Below are 17365 nucleotides of genomic sequence, written 5' to 3'. Positions count from 1 at the left end.
ATTGCAATTACACCGCCATTACTTGTTTGCGTTGAAGTATAAGTGACGAAATAAGGCTCATGATGAAACCAATTAAGAATACAGTGGAGAACATGAGGATTGTCCCTCCCAATACACTAAACATAAAACCATTAGCCTCCATCATGGCTGTGAATTTTGCTTCAAATTCGGGAGTACCTAGCTCCAGACCTTCAGCATAAGCGAAGTACTGCTCGTTGAAGTCGGGCATAATGAACGTTACGAAAACTACATTATAAATAGCGAAGGCAATTCCTGCCAAAACAGAAACTAAAGAACCGATTTTTAGCCCCAACCCAAAACTAAGTACCCCCTTGTTGATTTGATCTCGGTAATGACGCATGGCGAAATAAACCGTGGTCATGGCCACTATCATAGAAGTGTATCCAACAATTTCGCCCATGGCAAAACTATCCATTCCAAAGCCGATGATGAGACCTGAAAGCAAAGGAACCCCAACTACAATTAGACTGGCAATAACTCCGTAACGGACTACAATATTTTTCATGGTTATAATTTTTAGTACATTCAAATCAAGCTCAAAATGGCTAGAACCTATTCATACTTTAGTACCAAAATACACATTCCGACTTTAGTACTATGTTAGAATTTGGAATGTAGAACACAGCACCCCTAGAAGTTATGCGATAATACGCCACTCTTTCCCTCGAATCACGGCTTGGGTTCTGCGCTTTACATCCAACTTTACAAAGAGGTTGGAAATATGAGTCTTAATGGTGCTTTCAGAGATAAAAAGCCTTTCGGCAATCTCTTGATTAGACAAACCTTCTGAAATCAACTGCAGCACTTCCAATTCTCTCGGACTAATGCCAAGGCTAAGAATTCTCTTTTCATCAATCACTGAGGAAGGCTTTACCTCTATTATTTTCTCCTTTTTTATTCCCCTCCCCAAATAAATACCCAAAGCCATGAGGATGATAGCCGCTATTCCAATTACAAAATCGACCGAAATTGAAGGAATAAAAAGGGAAGCGTTTGTTAGTTGAAATAGAATGAGTAGTGCCAGAATAATCAAACCAAACCGTAGAACTGTTTTTACTAGTGGAGACATTGGTTAAACTGATTTAGGGGTTTTCCAATTGAGCAATTTAGCCTCTAAAAATCTCTTTTCCGTAATATTTTGCGCTTGCTCTATAGCCTTTTTTAGATGAATACTAGCGTTATCAAAATCTCCCACTCCAGCATATAATTCAGCTTTTAAGGCTTGAAAAGATTGCACTTCAGATGATTCACCTTCAATTTCAGCCATGGCTTCCAATGCCTTTTGAGCTCCAAGCACTTTACTCATCACAAATACTCGGCTCATTTTCACAACAGGCGCTGGCTTCAATTTCACTAATCCATCGTAAAGTTGAAAAATCACTTTCCAATTCGTTTTCTCATAACTGGCCGCAACGGTATAATAGCTTGAGATAGCTGCTTCTAATTGATATACAGAAGTATTTTCCGCTTTGCTGGATTCCTGCATAAACTTCCAAGCCCATTGAATATAATCTTCTCGATAAAGACTTCGATCCTGATGCTCTAATGTCACCAAGGAGCCATCTTTACCTGTTCTTGCAGGGAAACGAGCCGCCTTAAAAAGCATCATTGCAATCAATGCGTTTAGCTCACTAGTATGACAATCTTTGGCATTGGTTAGAATAAAAGCCAACCGAATGGCTTCCTCACAAAGTTCATGACGAATCAATTCATCGCCCTCTGTGGCTTTATAGCCTTCATTGAACAAAAGGTAAATGACCTGAAGCACGGCATCCAGTCTTTCATTAATCGCTTCTCCTTCTGGAACCAAAAGTTCACCTACTTCTGTTTTAAATTTATGTTTAGCTCTGGTTATGGCCTTCTTGGCTGCGTCCTCTTTCTTTAAGAGCGCCCTAGCAATTTCCTTTACACTGAGACCGCAAAGCAGTTTTAGACTCAGTATCAATTGCTCTTGAAGTTTCATTGAGGGGTGACAACAGGCGAAAATCATTCTGAGCTGTGCATCTACCAATTGTCCTTCTTCCAATTCAAACTCCGAGACATTTTCCTCAACACTTTCATTTTGAGACTCGTAAGCCACAGATTTATTTTGTCTTCTGAGTTGGTCAATTAGCTGATTGTTGGCTACCCGGTACAACCAAGCGGAAGGGTTTTCCGGAATGGATTGAAAACTCCACAGTTTGGCCGCTTTAAGCAAAGACTCTTGAACGGCATCTTCGATTTGGTCAATCAAAGCCGATGAATACCGATTCGTAAAAAGCGACACCAATTTGGCATATTCTTGCCGAAAAAGATGATCGATGGCGTTATTGATTTCGGACTTCGACATTGATGCAAAATAATGAAAAAAGCCATCCGTCAGGTGACAGATGGCTTCTAGTTCTTTTATACTTCAGACAACTACTTCAAGTGTCTTAATACTTCGTGTACTTCTGGCGTCTTCAATCTGGGCCCATATTGGCTCACAATTTTAGAACTGGCCAAACTGGCTAATTTACCAGCTTCAGCATAAGACATTCCGTTAGTGATTCCATACAAGAAAGCTCCAGCGTACATATCTCCAGCACCATTGGTATCGATTGCCTTTACATCATACGCTTCTATGTCGATAAATGTATCCCCATCAAAAATCATAGCTCCATTCTTACCCTGAGTGATCACAAATCTCCTAGCATCCTTCTTCATGGCCTCACGTGCCTCTTCCAAATTATCCTTTCCTGTATAGGTTTTGGCCTCTTCTTCGTTGCAGAAAATCAAATCTACAGAAGCACCAATTACTTCAGTAAACTGTGCTTTAAAGAAGTTAGCAATGGCAGGATCTGAGAGTGTAATTGATGTTTTCACACCATAATCTTCGGCTATTTTCTTGCCTTTCATCATGGCTTCCACTCCATTAGGAGAAGTAGTCAAATAACCCTCCAAGTAAACATATTGCGAATCTTTAATGGCATTCTCATCCAATTCCTTTACAGAGAAATTTGAAGTGGCACCTAAGAAAGTGTTCATGGTTCTGTCAGCATCTGGCGTAATCAATACCAAGCACTTTCCAGTAACTCCTTCTTCCCTTTTCTGCTTATCAAGATTGGTGTCAACGCCCGCTTCACGCATATCTTTCATATAAAAATCGCCAAACTCATCGTTGGCTACCTTACACGAATAGAAAGATTTTCCCCCAAACTGGCTAATGGCAATCATAGAATTCGCAGCAGAACCACCAGACTTACGAATGGCATCCGTTTGTATCATCGAATTGATTAACCTAAACTGAGTTTCTTCATCCACTAAGGTCATTAAGCCCTTTTCAACCTTATGTTCAGTTAAGAATTGTTCATCAATTTTGAACTCAAGATCAACCAAGGCATTCCCTATGCCATATACATCGTACTTCTTTTTCATATGCTATTATTAAATAAAGGAAGCTCTTTTAAACTCCTTCGTTTCATCAAATAATTTACGGTAAGTAATGTGCGTTTTTCCAATTTCGGCACCAATCTGCTCCGCCACACGCATCATTTTAGGATTAAAGTCTCCAATCCAGTTCATTTCCATGTTATCGTATTGAAAACCCTTTTTCCAAGCTAGGGTTTTCACAAATGAGACCACCAAACCTCCTTCAACTCCTTTTCTTTGGTGTGTAGGCACAACGCCAAACACAATCCCCAAAGCTTTTTTGCATACACCCGTTTTCAGCATATACATAAATTTAATCTTCGACCATAAATTCCATTGGCCATTTAGATGTTTGTAAAGCTGATTTAATTCTGGAATAGAAATGAAAAAAGCGACTGGTTCTCCTTTGTAAAAGGCAAACCAAACAATTTTAACATCGGTAATTGGTTTGAGTTGTTTAAAGATGTTGTGTGCCTGCGCTTCGGTCATAGATTTCACTCCGTTATGACCAGTCCAAGCCTCATTGTAAACTTTTAAAAAGTATTTATGGGCAATTTTAAATTCATCTTTTCTAATGTGCCTAAACTCATAATCGGGGTTATCTAAGCTACTTTGAGCTTTTGCATAAAAGCGATCGTCTAGCTCCACTTGGCTGCCCACCGGGCGCTCGTAGGTGAATTGTTTAAAGTATTCTTTGAAGCCGTAAGCTTCGAAAAGGTCCTTGTAGTAAAGGAAGTTATAAGGCATTTGATAGTTAGGCTCTGAAAACCCATCAATCAAAAGCCCCCACCAATTGTTTCGATCACCAAAGTTGATTGGGCCATCCATGGCTTCCATACCACGCTCTTCCAGCCATTTTTTTCCTGCATCAAAAAGCATAAATGCCGCGGCTTGGTCATCAATGCACTCGAAAAAGCCAATTCCGCCAGTAGGTTGCTCTTGTGCGGCAGCTACTTTTTTAATGATAAAGGCCGCGAGCCTTCCAATAACCTCGCCCTTATCATTCTTTAGAATCCATCGAATGGCCTCGCCATTTCTATAGTTCTTATTCTTGCTGGGATCAAAAACTGCTTTAATATCCTTATCAAGGGGTCTTATCCAGTTTTCTTCATTCCTATAAAGCCTTACTGGCAATTGGATGAATTCATTTTCTGAATGGCTATCGGTAACTTCAAATATCTGCATGTACAAATTGGGCAGCCCAAAAATAAATAGATATACCCAACATCAAAATGTTATCCGCAGGCTTTTGAAAAGAATGTGATTGAAGGCAAATTTTTATGCTGAAAAATTCACACAAGCTACTTTTTTAGTCCCTTTGCCAAATTAGGATAATCGGTGATGATACCATCCACGCCATCGGCCACCAAACGTTCCATGTCTTTGCGGTCATTCACCGTCCAAGGAATCACTTTCATGCCTTTTTCATGAATGAAGTCGATATCTTCCTTCTTAAGAAGGATAAAATAAGGACTGTAAACCTCTGGGATAAAACCTAGTGCTTCCAAATTGGCATCAATTCCTTTGGCATTTTCTACCAAGGCCACCAATCGCACTTCAGGATTAGATTTATGTAAATACTTTAACACATTAAAATCAAATGACTGAATGGTAAATCTATCATTGGTGAGCCTTTGTTTAATTACGTCTAAGACCAATGCCGAAAACTCATCTACCTCTGGTTGGCTCACATTATACTCACTTTCTACACTCTTGATTTCAATATTGTAGCCCACCTTTGGAAGGTTATTTTCTTTCAAGTGATTTTCCACCATTGAAATTACATCGGTCAGTAATGGCTTTGCCGTTGCTGCTTTTTCTTGTTCAGGAAAGCGCGAATTACCTCTGGAACCACAATCATAGCCAACCACCTCTGAGTGGTTCATTTGATAAATATTAAGTCTCTTCTCTTCATCTTTTGTAACAGGTTCGCCATTGGGTTTACTACAAATACTAGACAGCATATAAGGGTCATGCGATACCAATACTTGCTTGTCACTTGTAATCACCACATCCAGTTCCAAAGTAGTCACTCCTTCTTTTAAGGCTCGCATAAATGCTGGAATAGAGTTTTCAGGCATTAAACCTCTGGCACCTCTGTGACCTTGAACATCGAGTGGTTCTTGGACTTCGGCACAGCTGAGAGAAAGAAAGAAAAGAAGTAGTACAGATGTTTTCATAAATAGAATTTAAAACAAATTACGCAAAGGAAATTAAAAAAGTGATTACGATACTATTAAGGTTAGACGAGTAAGAAGTTAGAGGTAGTTATTCTTAATTAAAAACTCTTTTCTAGAGAAGAAAATCTACTCAATTAATTATCACTCTTGGATTATAAATCGTTACTTTTCGATGCATTAAACCTAAAAACCATGAGAAAGAAAATTTTATTTCTGATGTGCCTCTTTCCGCTCATGAGCTTTGCCCAACAAAACTGGGGAGCAAAATTCGAACAGCTGGGCACAACACTACCCACCCCAAATGAATACAGAACAGGATCGGGAGAACCTGGACCAGCCTATTGGCAGCAAAAAGCCGATTATAGAATCGCAGTTACGTTAGACGACAAAAACCAGACAATTTTTGGTACTGAAATGGTGACCTACACTAACAATTCGCCATCTAGCCTAAAATACATTTGGCTTCAGTTAGACCAAAATGTGAGAAAAGCCGACAACACAGGAGCACTCACCAACGGTTTTGGCCAACTCAGAGACAATACTTCTAGCTTAGGCACTAGTGCTGCCGCATCCATGATAGATGCTGGGTTTGACGGTGGTTTCAAACTAGAAAAAGTGACTGACAAAAAAGGCACACCATTGACCTATTTGATCAATGACACCATGATGAAGATCACGCTACCAACACCTTTAAAAACTGGTGATTCTTACAGTTTCAATATGGCTTGGTGGTATAAAATAAACGATAGAGCACAACTTGGTGGCAGATCTGGTTACGAGCATTTTGTTGAAGACGATAACTATCTATATACGATTGCTCAATTCTACCCAAGAATGGCCGTGTATGACGATGTCAACGGATGGCAGCACAAGCAATTCTTAGGTTCGGGAGAGTTTGCCCTTACTTTTGGAGATTTTGAGGTGTCTATCACCGCTCCTTCTGATCACATTATAGCCGCTACAGGTACTTTACAAAATCCTTCAGATGTACTTACAAAAACAGAACTTCAGCGCTTTGAACAAGCCAAAAAGAGTTTCGATAAGCCTGTGATTATCACTACACAAAAAGAAGCAGAGGCCAAGGAAAAGAAAAGAGCGACCACTCAGTCTACTTGGGTATTCAAGGCTGAAAACGTAAGGGATTTTGCCTTTGCCAGTTCTAGAAAGTTCATCTGGGATGCGCAAGCGGTTAAATTAAAAAACAACACGCCTTTGGCCATGTCATACTACCCAAAAGAGGGCAACCCGCTTTGGGAAAAAGAATCGACCAAGGCTGTTGTAAATACTTTGATTTCTTACTCAAACATGTCTATTGACTACCCATATCCGAAAGCCATTTCGGTACATGCGGCCAGTATCGGTATGGAATATCCAATGATCTGTTTCAACTTTGGTCGTCCGCGCCCTGATGGAACTTACGATGATTTCATCACCACTAGAATGGTTTCTGTAATTGTTCACGAAGTGGGCCACAATTTCTTCCCTATGATTGTGAATTCAGACGAAAGGCAATGGGCTTGGATGGATGAAGGTTTGAATTCATTCTTGGAATATAGAACCATGCACGAGTACTATGATTACTTGCCATATACCTCTAATTCTCCAGCAGCCATTGTACCTTATATGAAGGGTAGTAAAGATTTCATGCGCCCAATTATGACAAACCCTGAGCAATCACTTCAATTGGGGCCAGAGGCATATTCAAAGCCTTCTGCCGCATTGGTAGTACTCCGAGAAACCGTAATGGGGCCTGAATTATTTGATGCCGCATTCAAGGAATATTCAGAACGCTGGGCATTTAAGCACCCAAAACCAGCTGATTTTTTCCGTACCATGGAAGATGCTTCTGGCGTTGATTTGGATTGGTTCTGGAAAGGGTGGTTCTACACTACCGACAACGTAGAAGTGGAAGTGAGCGATGTGAAATGGTTTCAAATCAAAGGTGAAAACCAAAAGATTGAAAAGAAAGTGAATGCACAAGCAGGAACGCTTGGCGATGAGCAAAATACTGACAATCCATTCTACGCTAGCCCTCAAGAAATTGAGTTAACTGACAGCCGTGTAAGAGGTGAATATCGAAGTGAGATTCCGAACGATGCCATAAGAAAGCGATTAGCAGGTAAAAACCTTTATCAAGTGACTTTCAAAAACACGGGAGGCTTAATTACTCCTCTAATAATTGAATGGACATATAAAGACGGCACCAAAGAGATTGAGAAAATTCCTGCTGAAATTTGGAGACTTAGTGAAAGCCAAGTGACTCATATTTTTGCCAAAGACAAGGAAGTGGCCAGCATGGTCTTCGACCCTAATAAGGAATTGGCCGATGTGAATACGGAAAATAATATCTTCCCAAGAAGTAACATCAAAAGTGCTTTTGATAAAGCCAAAGGAAAAGGAGGGAACTAGTTTTCATGCTCAGAACAAACAACAAAACCCTGAAGCCCTTGGCTTTGGGGTTTTCTTTTGTAAGCTGAAAAGGTATTTCAACCAAAAAACAAGCAGATTTTCCTTTCGTAAAAGCGCTATAACCTTTTGGTTCTTCCATCAGTAAAGGAAAGCGGTTACTTTTTTAATAGCATTTTGGAAGAAAAAACATTTGAACTGAAGGCACAACCCGCGCACAAAATAGCCGTGCCCCTATTTTTACTTACAGCTCTTTGTTACTTCGTACCTATTGGGTACTTCTACTTTAGCTGTTGCGAAACCGACAGCACCTTCATTTGGTTTGGCGGATTCTATTTAGCACTTGGTCTTATTTATTTGGTCAGAAAGTATACTCAAAAAATGAGTCTCCTTAAAACCTGACCGTTATTCTCCCCTTCCTCAGAAAGCTCATTCTTTTTTTTAAACCCTTTTACCCTAGCCCTCTGTAATAGGTACCTCAACCAACCCCAGCTCTGATTTTACGGCAGCATGCACTTCCTCCTTGGTAAGCACCATTTTATTGATAAAATAAAGGAGTATAATGGTGATAAGGATGGTCCCTGTAACCACCATCCCTAAAAGCGGATAATGCAATAGCTTTCCATCTTCGCCCTGTACCACAATTACCCCCGCCAAGGCTGCAGCAAAGCCTCCCGAAATCTGCATCACAGAAGAGTTAATTCCCATAAAGGCTCCTCGGTCTTTCGGCTCTGGAATAGCAGTAAGTAAAGTTTGGGAAGAAATCATTCTTAGTGTTATCCCCAAGAACAAAACCACGTTGATCGCGATAACCATCCAAAGCGGTGTTACATCAAGGTTAGTATATAGTAGAATAAGCCCAGCTGCCAACAAAGAACCAATGGTGAACATTCTAAACTTACCATACTTGTCGCTCAATTTACCCGACAATGGGCCGGATATCATGGTGAAAATACCCGTCACCAAATACACCATAGGTAACAGGTCGATAGAAATACCGAGGTTATTCACCGCAAAAGCAGCACCAAATGGCATTAACATAAAGCCACCTGTGGCCAATAATGTAGTGGCAGAAAAACCTCTTAAATAGCGTTTATTACTCAATGTTTTGGCCATGTGTACAAAAGCATTTTGTTTAGTCTGTAACTTCAGGTGTTCGTTTACAGGCTTCATATAAATCATAATAACAATGGCCACCACCAAACTCAGCCCTACAATCAATAGGAAGGGAGAATGCCAACCGAAATGATTCGCCAAGTATAAGCCTATAGGGATTCCCAAAATTTGGCTAGCAGCGAAAGCCATTTGGACAAAGCCCATTACCCTACCTCTCTTTTCCAACACAAAAAGATCTGTTATAATGGCATAAACAATAGATCCAATGACCCCTCCAAAAATCCCGGTGACAATTCTTGCGATGAGTAAGAAATGATAGTTGGGTGCCAAACCGCAAAAGAGGGTTCCCAAAATAAATCCAGAATAGAAAAAGATAAGCAGTCTCTTTCTATCAAAGCGATCAGCAAAGCCTGCCGCCAACAAACCAGCGGCACCAGCGCTAAAAGCATAAGCCGAAACCACCATCCCAAATTGTTGGGTGGTGATGGATAGTTCGTCCAATAAAATGGCGCTTAATGGTGATAACACCATAAAGTCGAGGATTACCGTAAACTGCGAAAAAGCCAGAATAGCGATGATCAGTTTTTGGTAAGAAGTAAATGTTTGAGTTTTCAAAAGTTGAAATAGTTTGACGTTGTTGTTTATTGAACCGTTGGTTTTAGACCTTTGAGCACAATTGAAAGCGCCAAATGAATACTCTGATCATCGAGTACATAAGGGCTTCCGGTGATTCCTTTTTTGTTAATATGAAATTTGACCAACTGATACAGAGGGGCGAATGAAATGGCCCAAAAAACCTCTATTGGCAGGGGCGCTAGCTCCTTGTTGTCTATGGCCTTATGCACAAATTGTGACATAAGGTTTGAAAAATTCGACTCGACCCTAGTACCAATTTCGTGATGATAAGGAGAATGTTTTAACTGCTCCATAAAGTTCATCTGATCAGGGTTCTCCAAGAAATAATGCGTCCTATTCATCCATTGAACTCGCATACCCTCTTCAAAAGACATACTTGCGTCAAAGCCCTTTAGCGTGGCATCAAACATTTTCAGTTCTTCTTCCAAACCCGCCTGAATAATTAGGTCATCTCTGTCTTTGAAATAGATATAGATAGTGGCTGGCGAAACCCCTGCTGCCTTGGCAAGCTTATGCATGCTCAAGCCATCAAAGCCGTACTTCACAATCATCTCAATGGCTTTCTTTTTAATTACCCTCTCCTTATCTGCGTCCCTTGGTCTCATTTCATTGGAATAATAAGCCGCAAAATTAAATGAACGAACGTTCACTTACTACTATAATTTCATTTTTTTGCTTCTCAACAGACTAAAGTAAGTTTACAGTATTCCTCACCAAAGCCACTTCTTGAGCTCTAACCATATTCCTTACATTTATGTATTTAATTGGTTTTGACAATTTATTTTACTTACATTCATATAAATAATAGTTTAAAGACATGAAAGGCACTTTTTTAGGCGAGTTTGAGGAAGTGGTATTATTATCCACCTGTGTATTAGACAAAAATGCCTACGCCAATTTGGTGAAAGAAGAGGTAGAAAAACACACGGAGCGAAACATTAACCTCAGCGCTATTCACTCCTCATTATATAGGCTAGAAAAAAAAGGTTTTCTGTCTTCTGAACTTGGTGAAGCAAGCAAAAAAAGAGGCGGAAAACGCAAACGTCTATTCAAGCCTACCCCATATGGACTTCAGGCGGTTCAACAAATCAAGGAAATCCGGGAGTCGCTCTGGAATAACATGCCTCAAACACTTTTTCAAAATTCTTGAGCCATGCAGCAGCCACCAAAACTACCCTTGAAAATCCTTCGGTTCTTTTGTGCAGAACATAGGTTGGAAGAAATTGAAGGTGATTTATTCGAGGAATTCCAAGACCAAGTGCAAGCGTATGGCTACAGAAAAGCCCGGAGATTATACTACTGGACTGTCATCCGTTCATTTCGAAGTTACCTTTTTGATTACCAAAGTAACTCCACTCATCCTTTAAGCTTTATTACCATGATTCGACATTATTTAAAAACGTCCTTGAGGGGCATGCTCAAGCATAAGAGCTTTACGGCTATCAATATTCTTGGATTAAGTCTTGGTCTAGCCTACTTTATGATATTATCTCTATTCATCACTGATGTAATTCTGAAAGACAACTTCATACCTAACCGGGCCAAAATTTACCGGTTAGAAGTATTAAAACCTCTAGATTTTACCGATAAATATGAAGCTCGAACCCATCCTGATTTTGCTGTCATTTTAAATAGAAACTATCCACAAATAGAGAACTATCTGAGAATTAACGCACTCAATGAAAACATGACAATCACCGTAAAAAGAGGTGATAAGAAGGAGTTCTACAAACAACGGGGGCTAGAGGCTGACACCTCATTCTTCAGTTTCTTTCCCTTCCAACTAATTGATGGAAATCAAAAAGAAGTGCTCTCAGAACCTCATAGCATTATAGTTACAGAAAGCATGGCCGCCAAGCTATTTGGAGAGGAAGATCCAATCGGCAAGATTGTTTATTTACCCATTCGTGAAGGCGCTAATTATACAGTCACTGGAGTCTTAAAAGACATCAAAGAAAACTCTAGTATCGAATTCGACTATCTAGTTCCTAATTATAGTCCTTACGACATTGCCTCTGGTGCTTATTCTCCTTCAGCTAATTACTTAATGCTCACATCAGGAACGGATATTAAGCAACTAATAACTGGCTTCAACAATACAATTAAGGAAGCTGGCGCAGCAAAACGTCTACAGAATTTAAACTATAGGCTTACTGAATTCGAAGAGGTAAAGTTTGATACTGAAGCTACCGATGATGTTGTACAAACCATGAGCAAAAGCACAGTTATACTCTTTACCATTGTTGCTTTCCTTATTTTGATTTTAGCTTTATTCAATTACATGAACCTCACTGCGGCTCGCGCTCTTCAAAAAGGACAAGAAGCTGGAATACGAAAAATAATTGGAGCGGGCAGAGGCAGCTTTATTTTCCAGTTCTTGACGGAGTCACTCATCTTCTGCACAATATCAATGTTGGTTTCTCTCTTAGTGCTGGAAGTTTCATTGCCCTATTTTGAATCAATTCTTGGTAACCCTCTCCATTTCGACTATAAATCCAGCCTTCCATTCTTTCTAGTTTACTTTGGATTAATCATTCTGTTGGCGCTGCTTTCAGCACTCTATCCTGCTTTGGTGGTATCGAGGTTTAGGTTTAGCGAATTCCTCAAAGGAAAGGCTATGTCATCAACAAAAGGCAATATGCTTAGAAAAGGGCTAGTGGTTTTCCAATTCAGCATCTCAATAATTTTAACACTTGGTACGGTCATGGTTCAAAAACAGCTGCGATATATTCAAAACGAAACTTTAACTTACAACCCTGAGCAAATTCTTATTGTCGAACGCTCGATTTCTTCCAATCTAGATGACTTTAAAAAATCATTAAAAGATATACCAGAAATTTCTATATCTAGCCTTACTTCTAGTCCTCCTGGAGGCGAAAATCTTTACGCTTCTGGCCCAATAGCCGGGCTGGATATTCGAGGCTATTACCATCAGGTTGATGGAGATTATATTAACATGCTCAAACTTGAAATTACCGAAGGGGAAAGCTTCGATGGTAACTCAACTTCAGATATCGACCAAGGTGTAATCATCAATGAGACATTGGCCAATATCATCAGATCGAAAAACCCTATGAATCTTGAGGACCCGCTCTCTGGAAAATATTCATTTCTGGCTATCCCAACGAAAATTCGCGGAGTAGTAAAGGATTTCCATCTGGGCTCGTTCCATAATGAAATACAACCTATGGCACTGTTCTATCATGATTTTGCCGGTTCCTCTGGAGCTAGAGTTATGATTAAAGTGAGTACAACGGACATTTCAGAAACGCTCAATAAAATCGAGACCAAATGGAATGAGTTTATACCCAACTCTAAGTTTGGAGTTGAGTTTATGGATGCGAAGTTCGATCAGCTTTATACAGCTGAAACCCGATTGGCAAACATTTTCAATCTCTTCACTGGAGTCGCTTTGTTTATTTCTTGCCTAGGTCTCTTAGGGCTTATTGGCTTTATTACTGAGTCGAAAACCAAAGAGGTGGGCATTAGAAAGGTAATGGGTGCTTCAGTAGGGCAAATTCTCTTTTTGTTTACAGGACAGGTGTACAAACTAATACTATTGGCTTGTCTTGTGGGTGTTCCTGCAGCCTATTGGCTTATCAATCGCTGGCTCGATAATTTCGCCTATAAAACCAATTTCTCATTTGGTTTGGCTCTATTGGTGATGGTTTCAATGTTCGCCTTAACGAGCCTTACCATTATCATTAAATCAGTTAAAGCCGCTACGCATAATCCAGTGGACGCTTTGAGGAGTGAGTAAAAAATTGTTCTTTTTTAAACAAAAAACCAGTCACTCAAAAGAGTGACTGGTTTCTTTTTTGGTGGGACATACTGCCCCAAAGCTTCGGGGCGAACCGATGACCATTTAAATTAGTCACATTCAAGTGGGATATACTGGATTCGAACCAGTGACCTCTGCCCTGTCAAGGCAGCGCTCTAAACCAACTGAGCTAATACCCCAAGGGTCTGCAATATTAATAAAAAGATTCATTTAATCAGGATTTGAAGGCATTAGAAAAATCGATAATCACTTTTCTTGAGATTCAAAACACTCATCTGCATTTCGGAGGTTCTCGATCTAAAAATACGTTTTGTGGGAAATACTGCCCCGAAGCTTCGGGGCGAACCAGTGACCTCTGCCCTGTCAAGGCAGCGCTCTAAACCAAAGCGTTGATACCCCATGGCCCTACTTTTTTAACAAAACCTCCATTCTAGCAGGATAAACCCGCATGTGATTTACGCAATAAGATCACCTAATTATTTGTACAAACACAAGTAAACCTTATGAGATTTTTAGACAATTAGAATTTCGAATATTGAAGTACAATAAACGTGAAGGTTTTAAAGCCAAAAAGCTTAAATTCAACACGCAGGAATATGAAAAAGATACTACTAGTAGAAGATAATGCTATGATTCTTGACAATCTCAGTGAGATATTAGAATTAGAAGGTTATCAAACAGTCTTAGCAAAAAATGGTGCAGAAGGCCTTGAGCTTACTAAAACCGAGAGGCCAGGGTTGATTTTAAGTGATATTGATATGCCCTTAATGAATGGCTATGAGATGCTTCATGAAATACGAAAGGATTCAGAGATTCATGAAATCCCAATTATATTTCTTTCCGTAAAGAATCACGGACAGGAATTACTTCATGGTCTACAACATGGGGCCAACGCTTACATATGCAAGCCTTTTGGACTCAATGAATTACTCGAAACGGTAGAAGAGCACATAAATAAATAGTCGCCTCAATAGGTGGTATTAAAAACAGAAGGCCCATCAAATGATGGGCCTTCTTAATTTTATATAAGTAGTAGGGATTAACCTATAGCCACTCTTTTAAAAGTAGACACAGTTAAACCTTTATTTACTGAATCAAGGTATTGCTGAACGTTTACTTTTGGATCTTTAACAAAAGCTTGGCTCAACAAAGTGTTTTCTTTGAAGAACTTGTTCAACTTACCTTCAGCAATTTTATCAAGCATAGCCTCTGGCTTGCCTTCTTGTCTTGCTACATCCTTCCCAATTTCAATTTCTTTTTCGATAACAGATGAATCAACACCATCTTTATCAACAGCAACTGGATTCATGGCTGCGATTTGCATTCCAACGTCTTTACCAGCTTCAGCTACATCGGCACTACCAACGCCTGTTAAAGCCACTAAAACACCCAATTTACCCGTAGAGTGAATGTAAGAAACCACTTGGTCAGCAGAAAGTTTTTCGTAAACCGAAACCTCTAGCTTCTCACCAATTTTACCCAAAAGCTCAGTTACTTTATCTTGTACAGTTAAGTTACCTAAGCTAAGTGCTCTAAGCGCCTCAAGGTCGGCTGGTTTGTTAGCAATTGCAGCATCAGCGATTTCATTTCCTAAAGCCTGGAAATCACCATTTTTCGCTACGAAGTCAGTCTCACATGTAAAAGCAATAAGAATAGCTTCAGAACCATCTTCGCTAGACCTTACATAAACAGAACCTTCAGAAGTTGCTCTGTCCGCTCTTTTTTCAGATAATTTTTGACCTTTCTTACGAAGAATTTCAATTGCTTTATCGAAATCTCCTTCAGATTCAACTAATGCCTTTTTACAATCCATCATGCCGGCACCGGTCATTTGTCTTAATTGGTTAACCTCTTTTGCTGTGATAGCCATTTGTATATATTTTAAATATTATTCCTAAAATCAGTTAGAACCTCAAGCTTTGATCAGTGTATTCACCTCAAGCTTATCGGTTTAAAACAAAAATTGAACACCGAAAAAGCTTCAATGTTCAATTTTTTATATGAGTTAATCTTAATCGATTTAAGCTTCTTCTTTTTTAGATTCTGACTTGTCTTCGGCTTTCGCCTCTGTCTTGTCAGCTGCTTTCGCTTCTGCCTTATCAGCAGCTATTTTTTCTTGCTCAGCCTTCTCTCTATCCTTCTCTTCTTTCTCATTCTTACGCTCTTGCAATCCTTCTTCAATAGCTCTACCAATAGCCTTAGTGATAGTTTCTACAGACTTGTAGGCATCATCATTACCAGGGATTGGGAAGTCAACTTTGTTTGGATCAGAGTTCGTATCAACCAACGCAAATACAGGGATGTTTAGCTTTTTAGCTTCATTCACCGCAATGTGCTCTCTTTTGATATCAACGATGAACAAGGCAGCAGGAAGTCTAGTAAGGTCAGTAATACCGCCCAATACTCTTTCTAACTTTTCTTTTTCACGAGTCTTCATCAACCTTTCTCTTTTCGCAAGGTTTTTATAAGACTCTTCTTTCATCATTTTGTCAATACCCTGAAGCTTCTTCAACGATTTTCTAATCGTTGCGAAGTTGGTCAACATACCACCTAACCATCTTTCGGTTACGTAAGGCATATTCAATCTTGCAGCTTCTTCAGCAACAATCCCTTGGGCCTGTTTCTTAGTGGCTACAAACATTACCTTTCTTCCTGAGCGGACAATGTTCTTAATTGCAGATGATGCTTCTTCGAGGCAATTAAGAGTTTTATTAAGATCGATAATATGGATACCATTCCTCTCCATGAAGATGTATGGCGCCATACGCGGATCCCACTTTCTCGTTAAGTGACCAAAGTGGACACCAGCATCAAGTAAGTCTTTGTACTCTAATTTGTTAGACATATATAAGTTTGATAATAATTCGTATTAACGCTTGCTGAACTGGAATGCTCTTCTCGCTTTTCTTCTTCCTGGCTTCTTACGTTCAACCATTCTAGGATCTCTAGTAAGGAAACCTTCTTTCTTCAAAGGAGGTCTGTTTTCAGCATCAATTTCGCAAAGTGCTCTAGAAATGGCAAGTCTAATCGCTTCAGCCTGACCTTTCGGTCCACCACCATTAACGTTTACTTTGAAATCGAAATTCCCATTTTGCTCCACGAGCATCAAAGGTTGTTTTACAATAATCTGAAGAACATCAGAAGGAAAATAATTTTCCAATGTTTTTCCGTTGATATTGAATTCACCTTTTCCAGACTCCATGTACAATCTTGCAACAGAGGTCTTTCTTCTTCCAATTTTGTTAACTATTTCCATTAACTAGCTTATTGATAATTTAACTTCCTGTGGCTTTTGAGCCTCATGTACATGCTCAGCACCTTCATAAACATATAGGTTATTGAAAAGTGCTCTTCCCAATCTTGTTTTTGGTAACATACCGCGAACTGCTCTTTCAACTAACAATCTAGATGACTTGGCTTTTAGTTGTCTCGGAGTTGTTTCTCTTTGACCTCCTGGGTAACCGGTATATCGTAGATACACTCTATCATCCCATTTCTTACCTGTCAACTTTACATTGTCGGCATTGATTACAATCACGTTATCACCGCAATCTACATTTGGGGTATAACCAGGCTTGTGTTTTCCCCTGATCATTTTTGCAACTTCACTTGATAATCTACCTAGCGATTTTTGGCTCGCATCCACGATTATCCAATTTTTCTCTACAGTAGCTTTATTAGCCGAAACCGTCTTATAACTTAGTGTATCCACTTCGGTATATTTAATTGACTTTTAATACTTTACCTCTTCCTTAGCTTGAAAAGGGACACAAAGATAGAAGTTTGCTTTTTTAATTCCAACGTTGCCATGTAAATAAATTAGCAGTTTTCGCCC

General features: G+C 39.6%; 16 protein-coding genes and 1 tRNA gene. 4 read left to right on the top strand and 13 right to left on the bottom strand.

All coding sequences use genetic code 11. The features are described 5' to 3' along the window. Nucleotides 1–7: 7 nt before the first annotated feature. The 6 genes from AWN68_RS09990 to AWN68_RS09965 all read right to left on the bottom strand — a co-directional run bounded on the left by AWN68_RS09990 (nucleotide 8) and on the right by AWN68_RS09965 (nucleotide 5591). Nucleotides 8–526 (bottom strand): DUF4199 domain-containing protein, encoded by a 519-nt coding sequence (locus AWN68_RS09990; protein WP_068414830.1) that lies wholly within the window; start codon nucleotides 524–526, stop codon nucleotides 8–10. Between the two features lie 132 nt (nucleotides 527–658). Then, entirely contained in the window at nucleotides 659–1090 is a 432-nt protein-coding gene (locus AWN68_RS09985; protein ID WP_068414827.1) for a response regulator transcription factor, read from the bottom strand. A gap of 3 nt (nucleotides 1091–1093) precedes the next feature. Next, on the bottom strand, nucleotides 1094–2350 hold the full coding sequence (locus tag AWN68_RS09980; RefSeq protein ID WP_068414824.1) for an RNA polymerase sigma factor: 1257 nt from the start codon (nucleotides 2348–2350) through the stop codon (nucleotides 1094–1096). A 71-nt stretch (nucleotides 2351–2421) separates the two neighbouring features. Then, on the bottom strand, nucleotides 2422–3417 hold the full coding sequence (locus tag AWN68_RS09975; protein ID WP_068414820.1) for an adenosine kinase: 996 nt from the start codon (nucleotides 3415–3417) through the stop codon (nucleotides 2422–2424). Nucleotides 3418–3426: 9 nt separating this feature from the next. Continuing rightward, the gene (locus tag AWN68_RS09970) at nucleotides 3427–4596 is read right to left on the bottom strand and encodes a hypothetical protein (RefSeq protein ID WP_068414817.1); all 1170 of its coding nucleotides are present in this window, start codon (nucleotides 4594–4596) and stop codon (nucleotides 3427–3429) included. A gap of 116 nt (nucleotides 4597–4712) precedes the next feature. Next, a complete protein-coding gene (locus AWN68_RS09965; protein WP_068414814.1) occupies nucleotides 4713–5591 on the bottom strand; it encodes a glycerophosphodiester phosphodiesterase family protein in 879 nt (292 codons plus the stop codon). A 192-nt stretch (nucleotides 5592–5783) separates the two neighbouring features. Between AWN68_RS09965 and AWN68_RS09960 the strand changes: the two genes are divergently transcribed. Next, nucleotides 5784–8000 carry a M1 family metallopeptidase gene (locus AWN68_RS09960; protein WP_068414811.1) on the top strand — a complete coding sequence of 739 codons (2217 nt, stop codon included), beginning with the start codon at nucleotides 5784–5786 and terminating at the stop codon, nucleotides 7998–8000. A gap of 453 nt (nucleotides 8001–8453) precedes the next feature. Here the strand turns inward: AWN68_RS09960 and AWN68_RS09945 are convergent, their stop codons facing one another. Both AWN68_RS09945 and AWN68_RS09940 read right to left on the bottom strand, forming a co-directional pair. Next, nucleotides 8454–9728: an MFS transporter gene (locus AWN68_RS09945; RefSeq protein ID WP_068414803.1), complete on the bottom strand. Its 1275-nt coding sequence runs from the start codon at nucleotides 9726–9728 to the stop codon at nucleotides 8454–8456. Nucleotides 9729–9754: 26 nt separating this feature from the next. After that, entirely contained in the window at nucleotides 9755–10354 is a 600-nt protein-coding gene (locus AWN68_RS09940; RefSeq protein ID WP_068414800.1) for a TetR/AcrR family transcriptional regulator, read from the bottom strand. Between the two features lie 212 nt (nucleotides 10355–10566). On the opposite strand from AWN68_RS09940, the gene AWN68_RS09935 reads away from it, so the two are divergent. Continuing rightward, the gene (locus AWN68_RS09935) at nucleotides 10567–10899 is read left to right on the top strand and encodes a PadR family transcriptional regulator (protein WP_068414797.1); all 333 of its coding nucleotides are present in this window, start codon (nucleotides 10567–10569) and stop codon (nucleotides 10897–10899) included. 3 nt (nucleotides 10900–10902) lie between these two features. Further along, on the top strand, nucleotides 10903–13509 hold the full coding sequence (locus tag AWN68_RS09930) for an FtsX-like permease family protein (RefSeq protein WP_068414794.1): 2607 nt from the start codon (nucleotides 10903–10905) through the stop codon (nucleotides 13507–13509). 125 nt (nucleotides 13510–13634) lie between these two features. Here the strand turns inward: AWN68_RS09930 and AWN68_RS09925 are convergent. Continuing rightward, nucleotides 13635–13709 (bottom strand) — tRNA-Val (locus tag AWN68_RS09925). Between the two features lie 417 nt (nucleotides 13710–14126). Between AWN68_RS09925 and AWN68_RS09920 the strand changes: the two genes are divergently transcribed. Then, nucleotides 14127–14492, top strand: coding sequence for a response regulator transcription factor (locus AWN68_RS09920; RefSeq protein ID WP_068414792.1), 366 nt, complete (start codon nucleotides 14127–14129; stop codon nucleotides 14490–14492). Nucleotides 14493–14569: 77 nt separating this feature from the next. On the opposite strand, the gene tsf is transcribed toward AWN68_RS09920, so the two are convergent. From tsf to rplM, 4 genes are all read right to left on the bottom strand, one after another. Then, a complete protein-coding gene (tsf, locus tag AWN68_RS09915) occupies nucleotides 14570–15400 on the bottom strand; it encodes a translation elongation factor Ts (RefSeq protein WP_068414789.1) in 831 nt (276 codons plus the stop codon). Nucleotides 15401–15550: 150 nt separating this feature from the next. Further along, complete coding sequence (gene rpsB, locus AWN68_RS09910) at nucleotides 15551–16375, bottom strand: 30S ribosomal protein S2 (protein WP_068414787.1); 825 nt, start codon at nucleotides 16373–16375, stop codon at nucleotides 15551–15553. Between the two features lie 24 nt (nucleotides 16376–16399). Next, nucleotides 16400–16786, bottom strand: coding sequence for a 30S ribosomal protein S9 (rpsI, locus tag AWN68_RS09905; protein WP_068414784.1), 387 nt, complete (start codon nucleotides 16784–16786; stop codon nucleotides 16400–16402). 3 nt (nucleotides 16787–16789) lie between these two features. Then, complete coding sequence (gene rplM, locus AWN68_RS09900; protein WP_068414781.1) at nucleotides 16790–17242, bottom strand: 50S ribosomal protein L13; 453 nt, start codon at nucleotides 17240–17242, stop codon at nucleotides 16790–16792. Between the last annotated feature and the right edge of the window lie 123 nt (nucleotides 17243–17365).

This window comes from Roseivirga echinicomitans (genome assembly GCF_001592935.1).
GTDB lineage: Bacteria > Bacteroidota > Bacteroidia > Cytophagales > Cyclobacteriaceae > Roseivirga > Roseivirga echinicomitans.
This window is presented reverse-complemented; position numbering and strand designations above follow the sequence as displayed.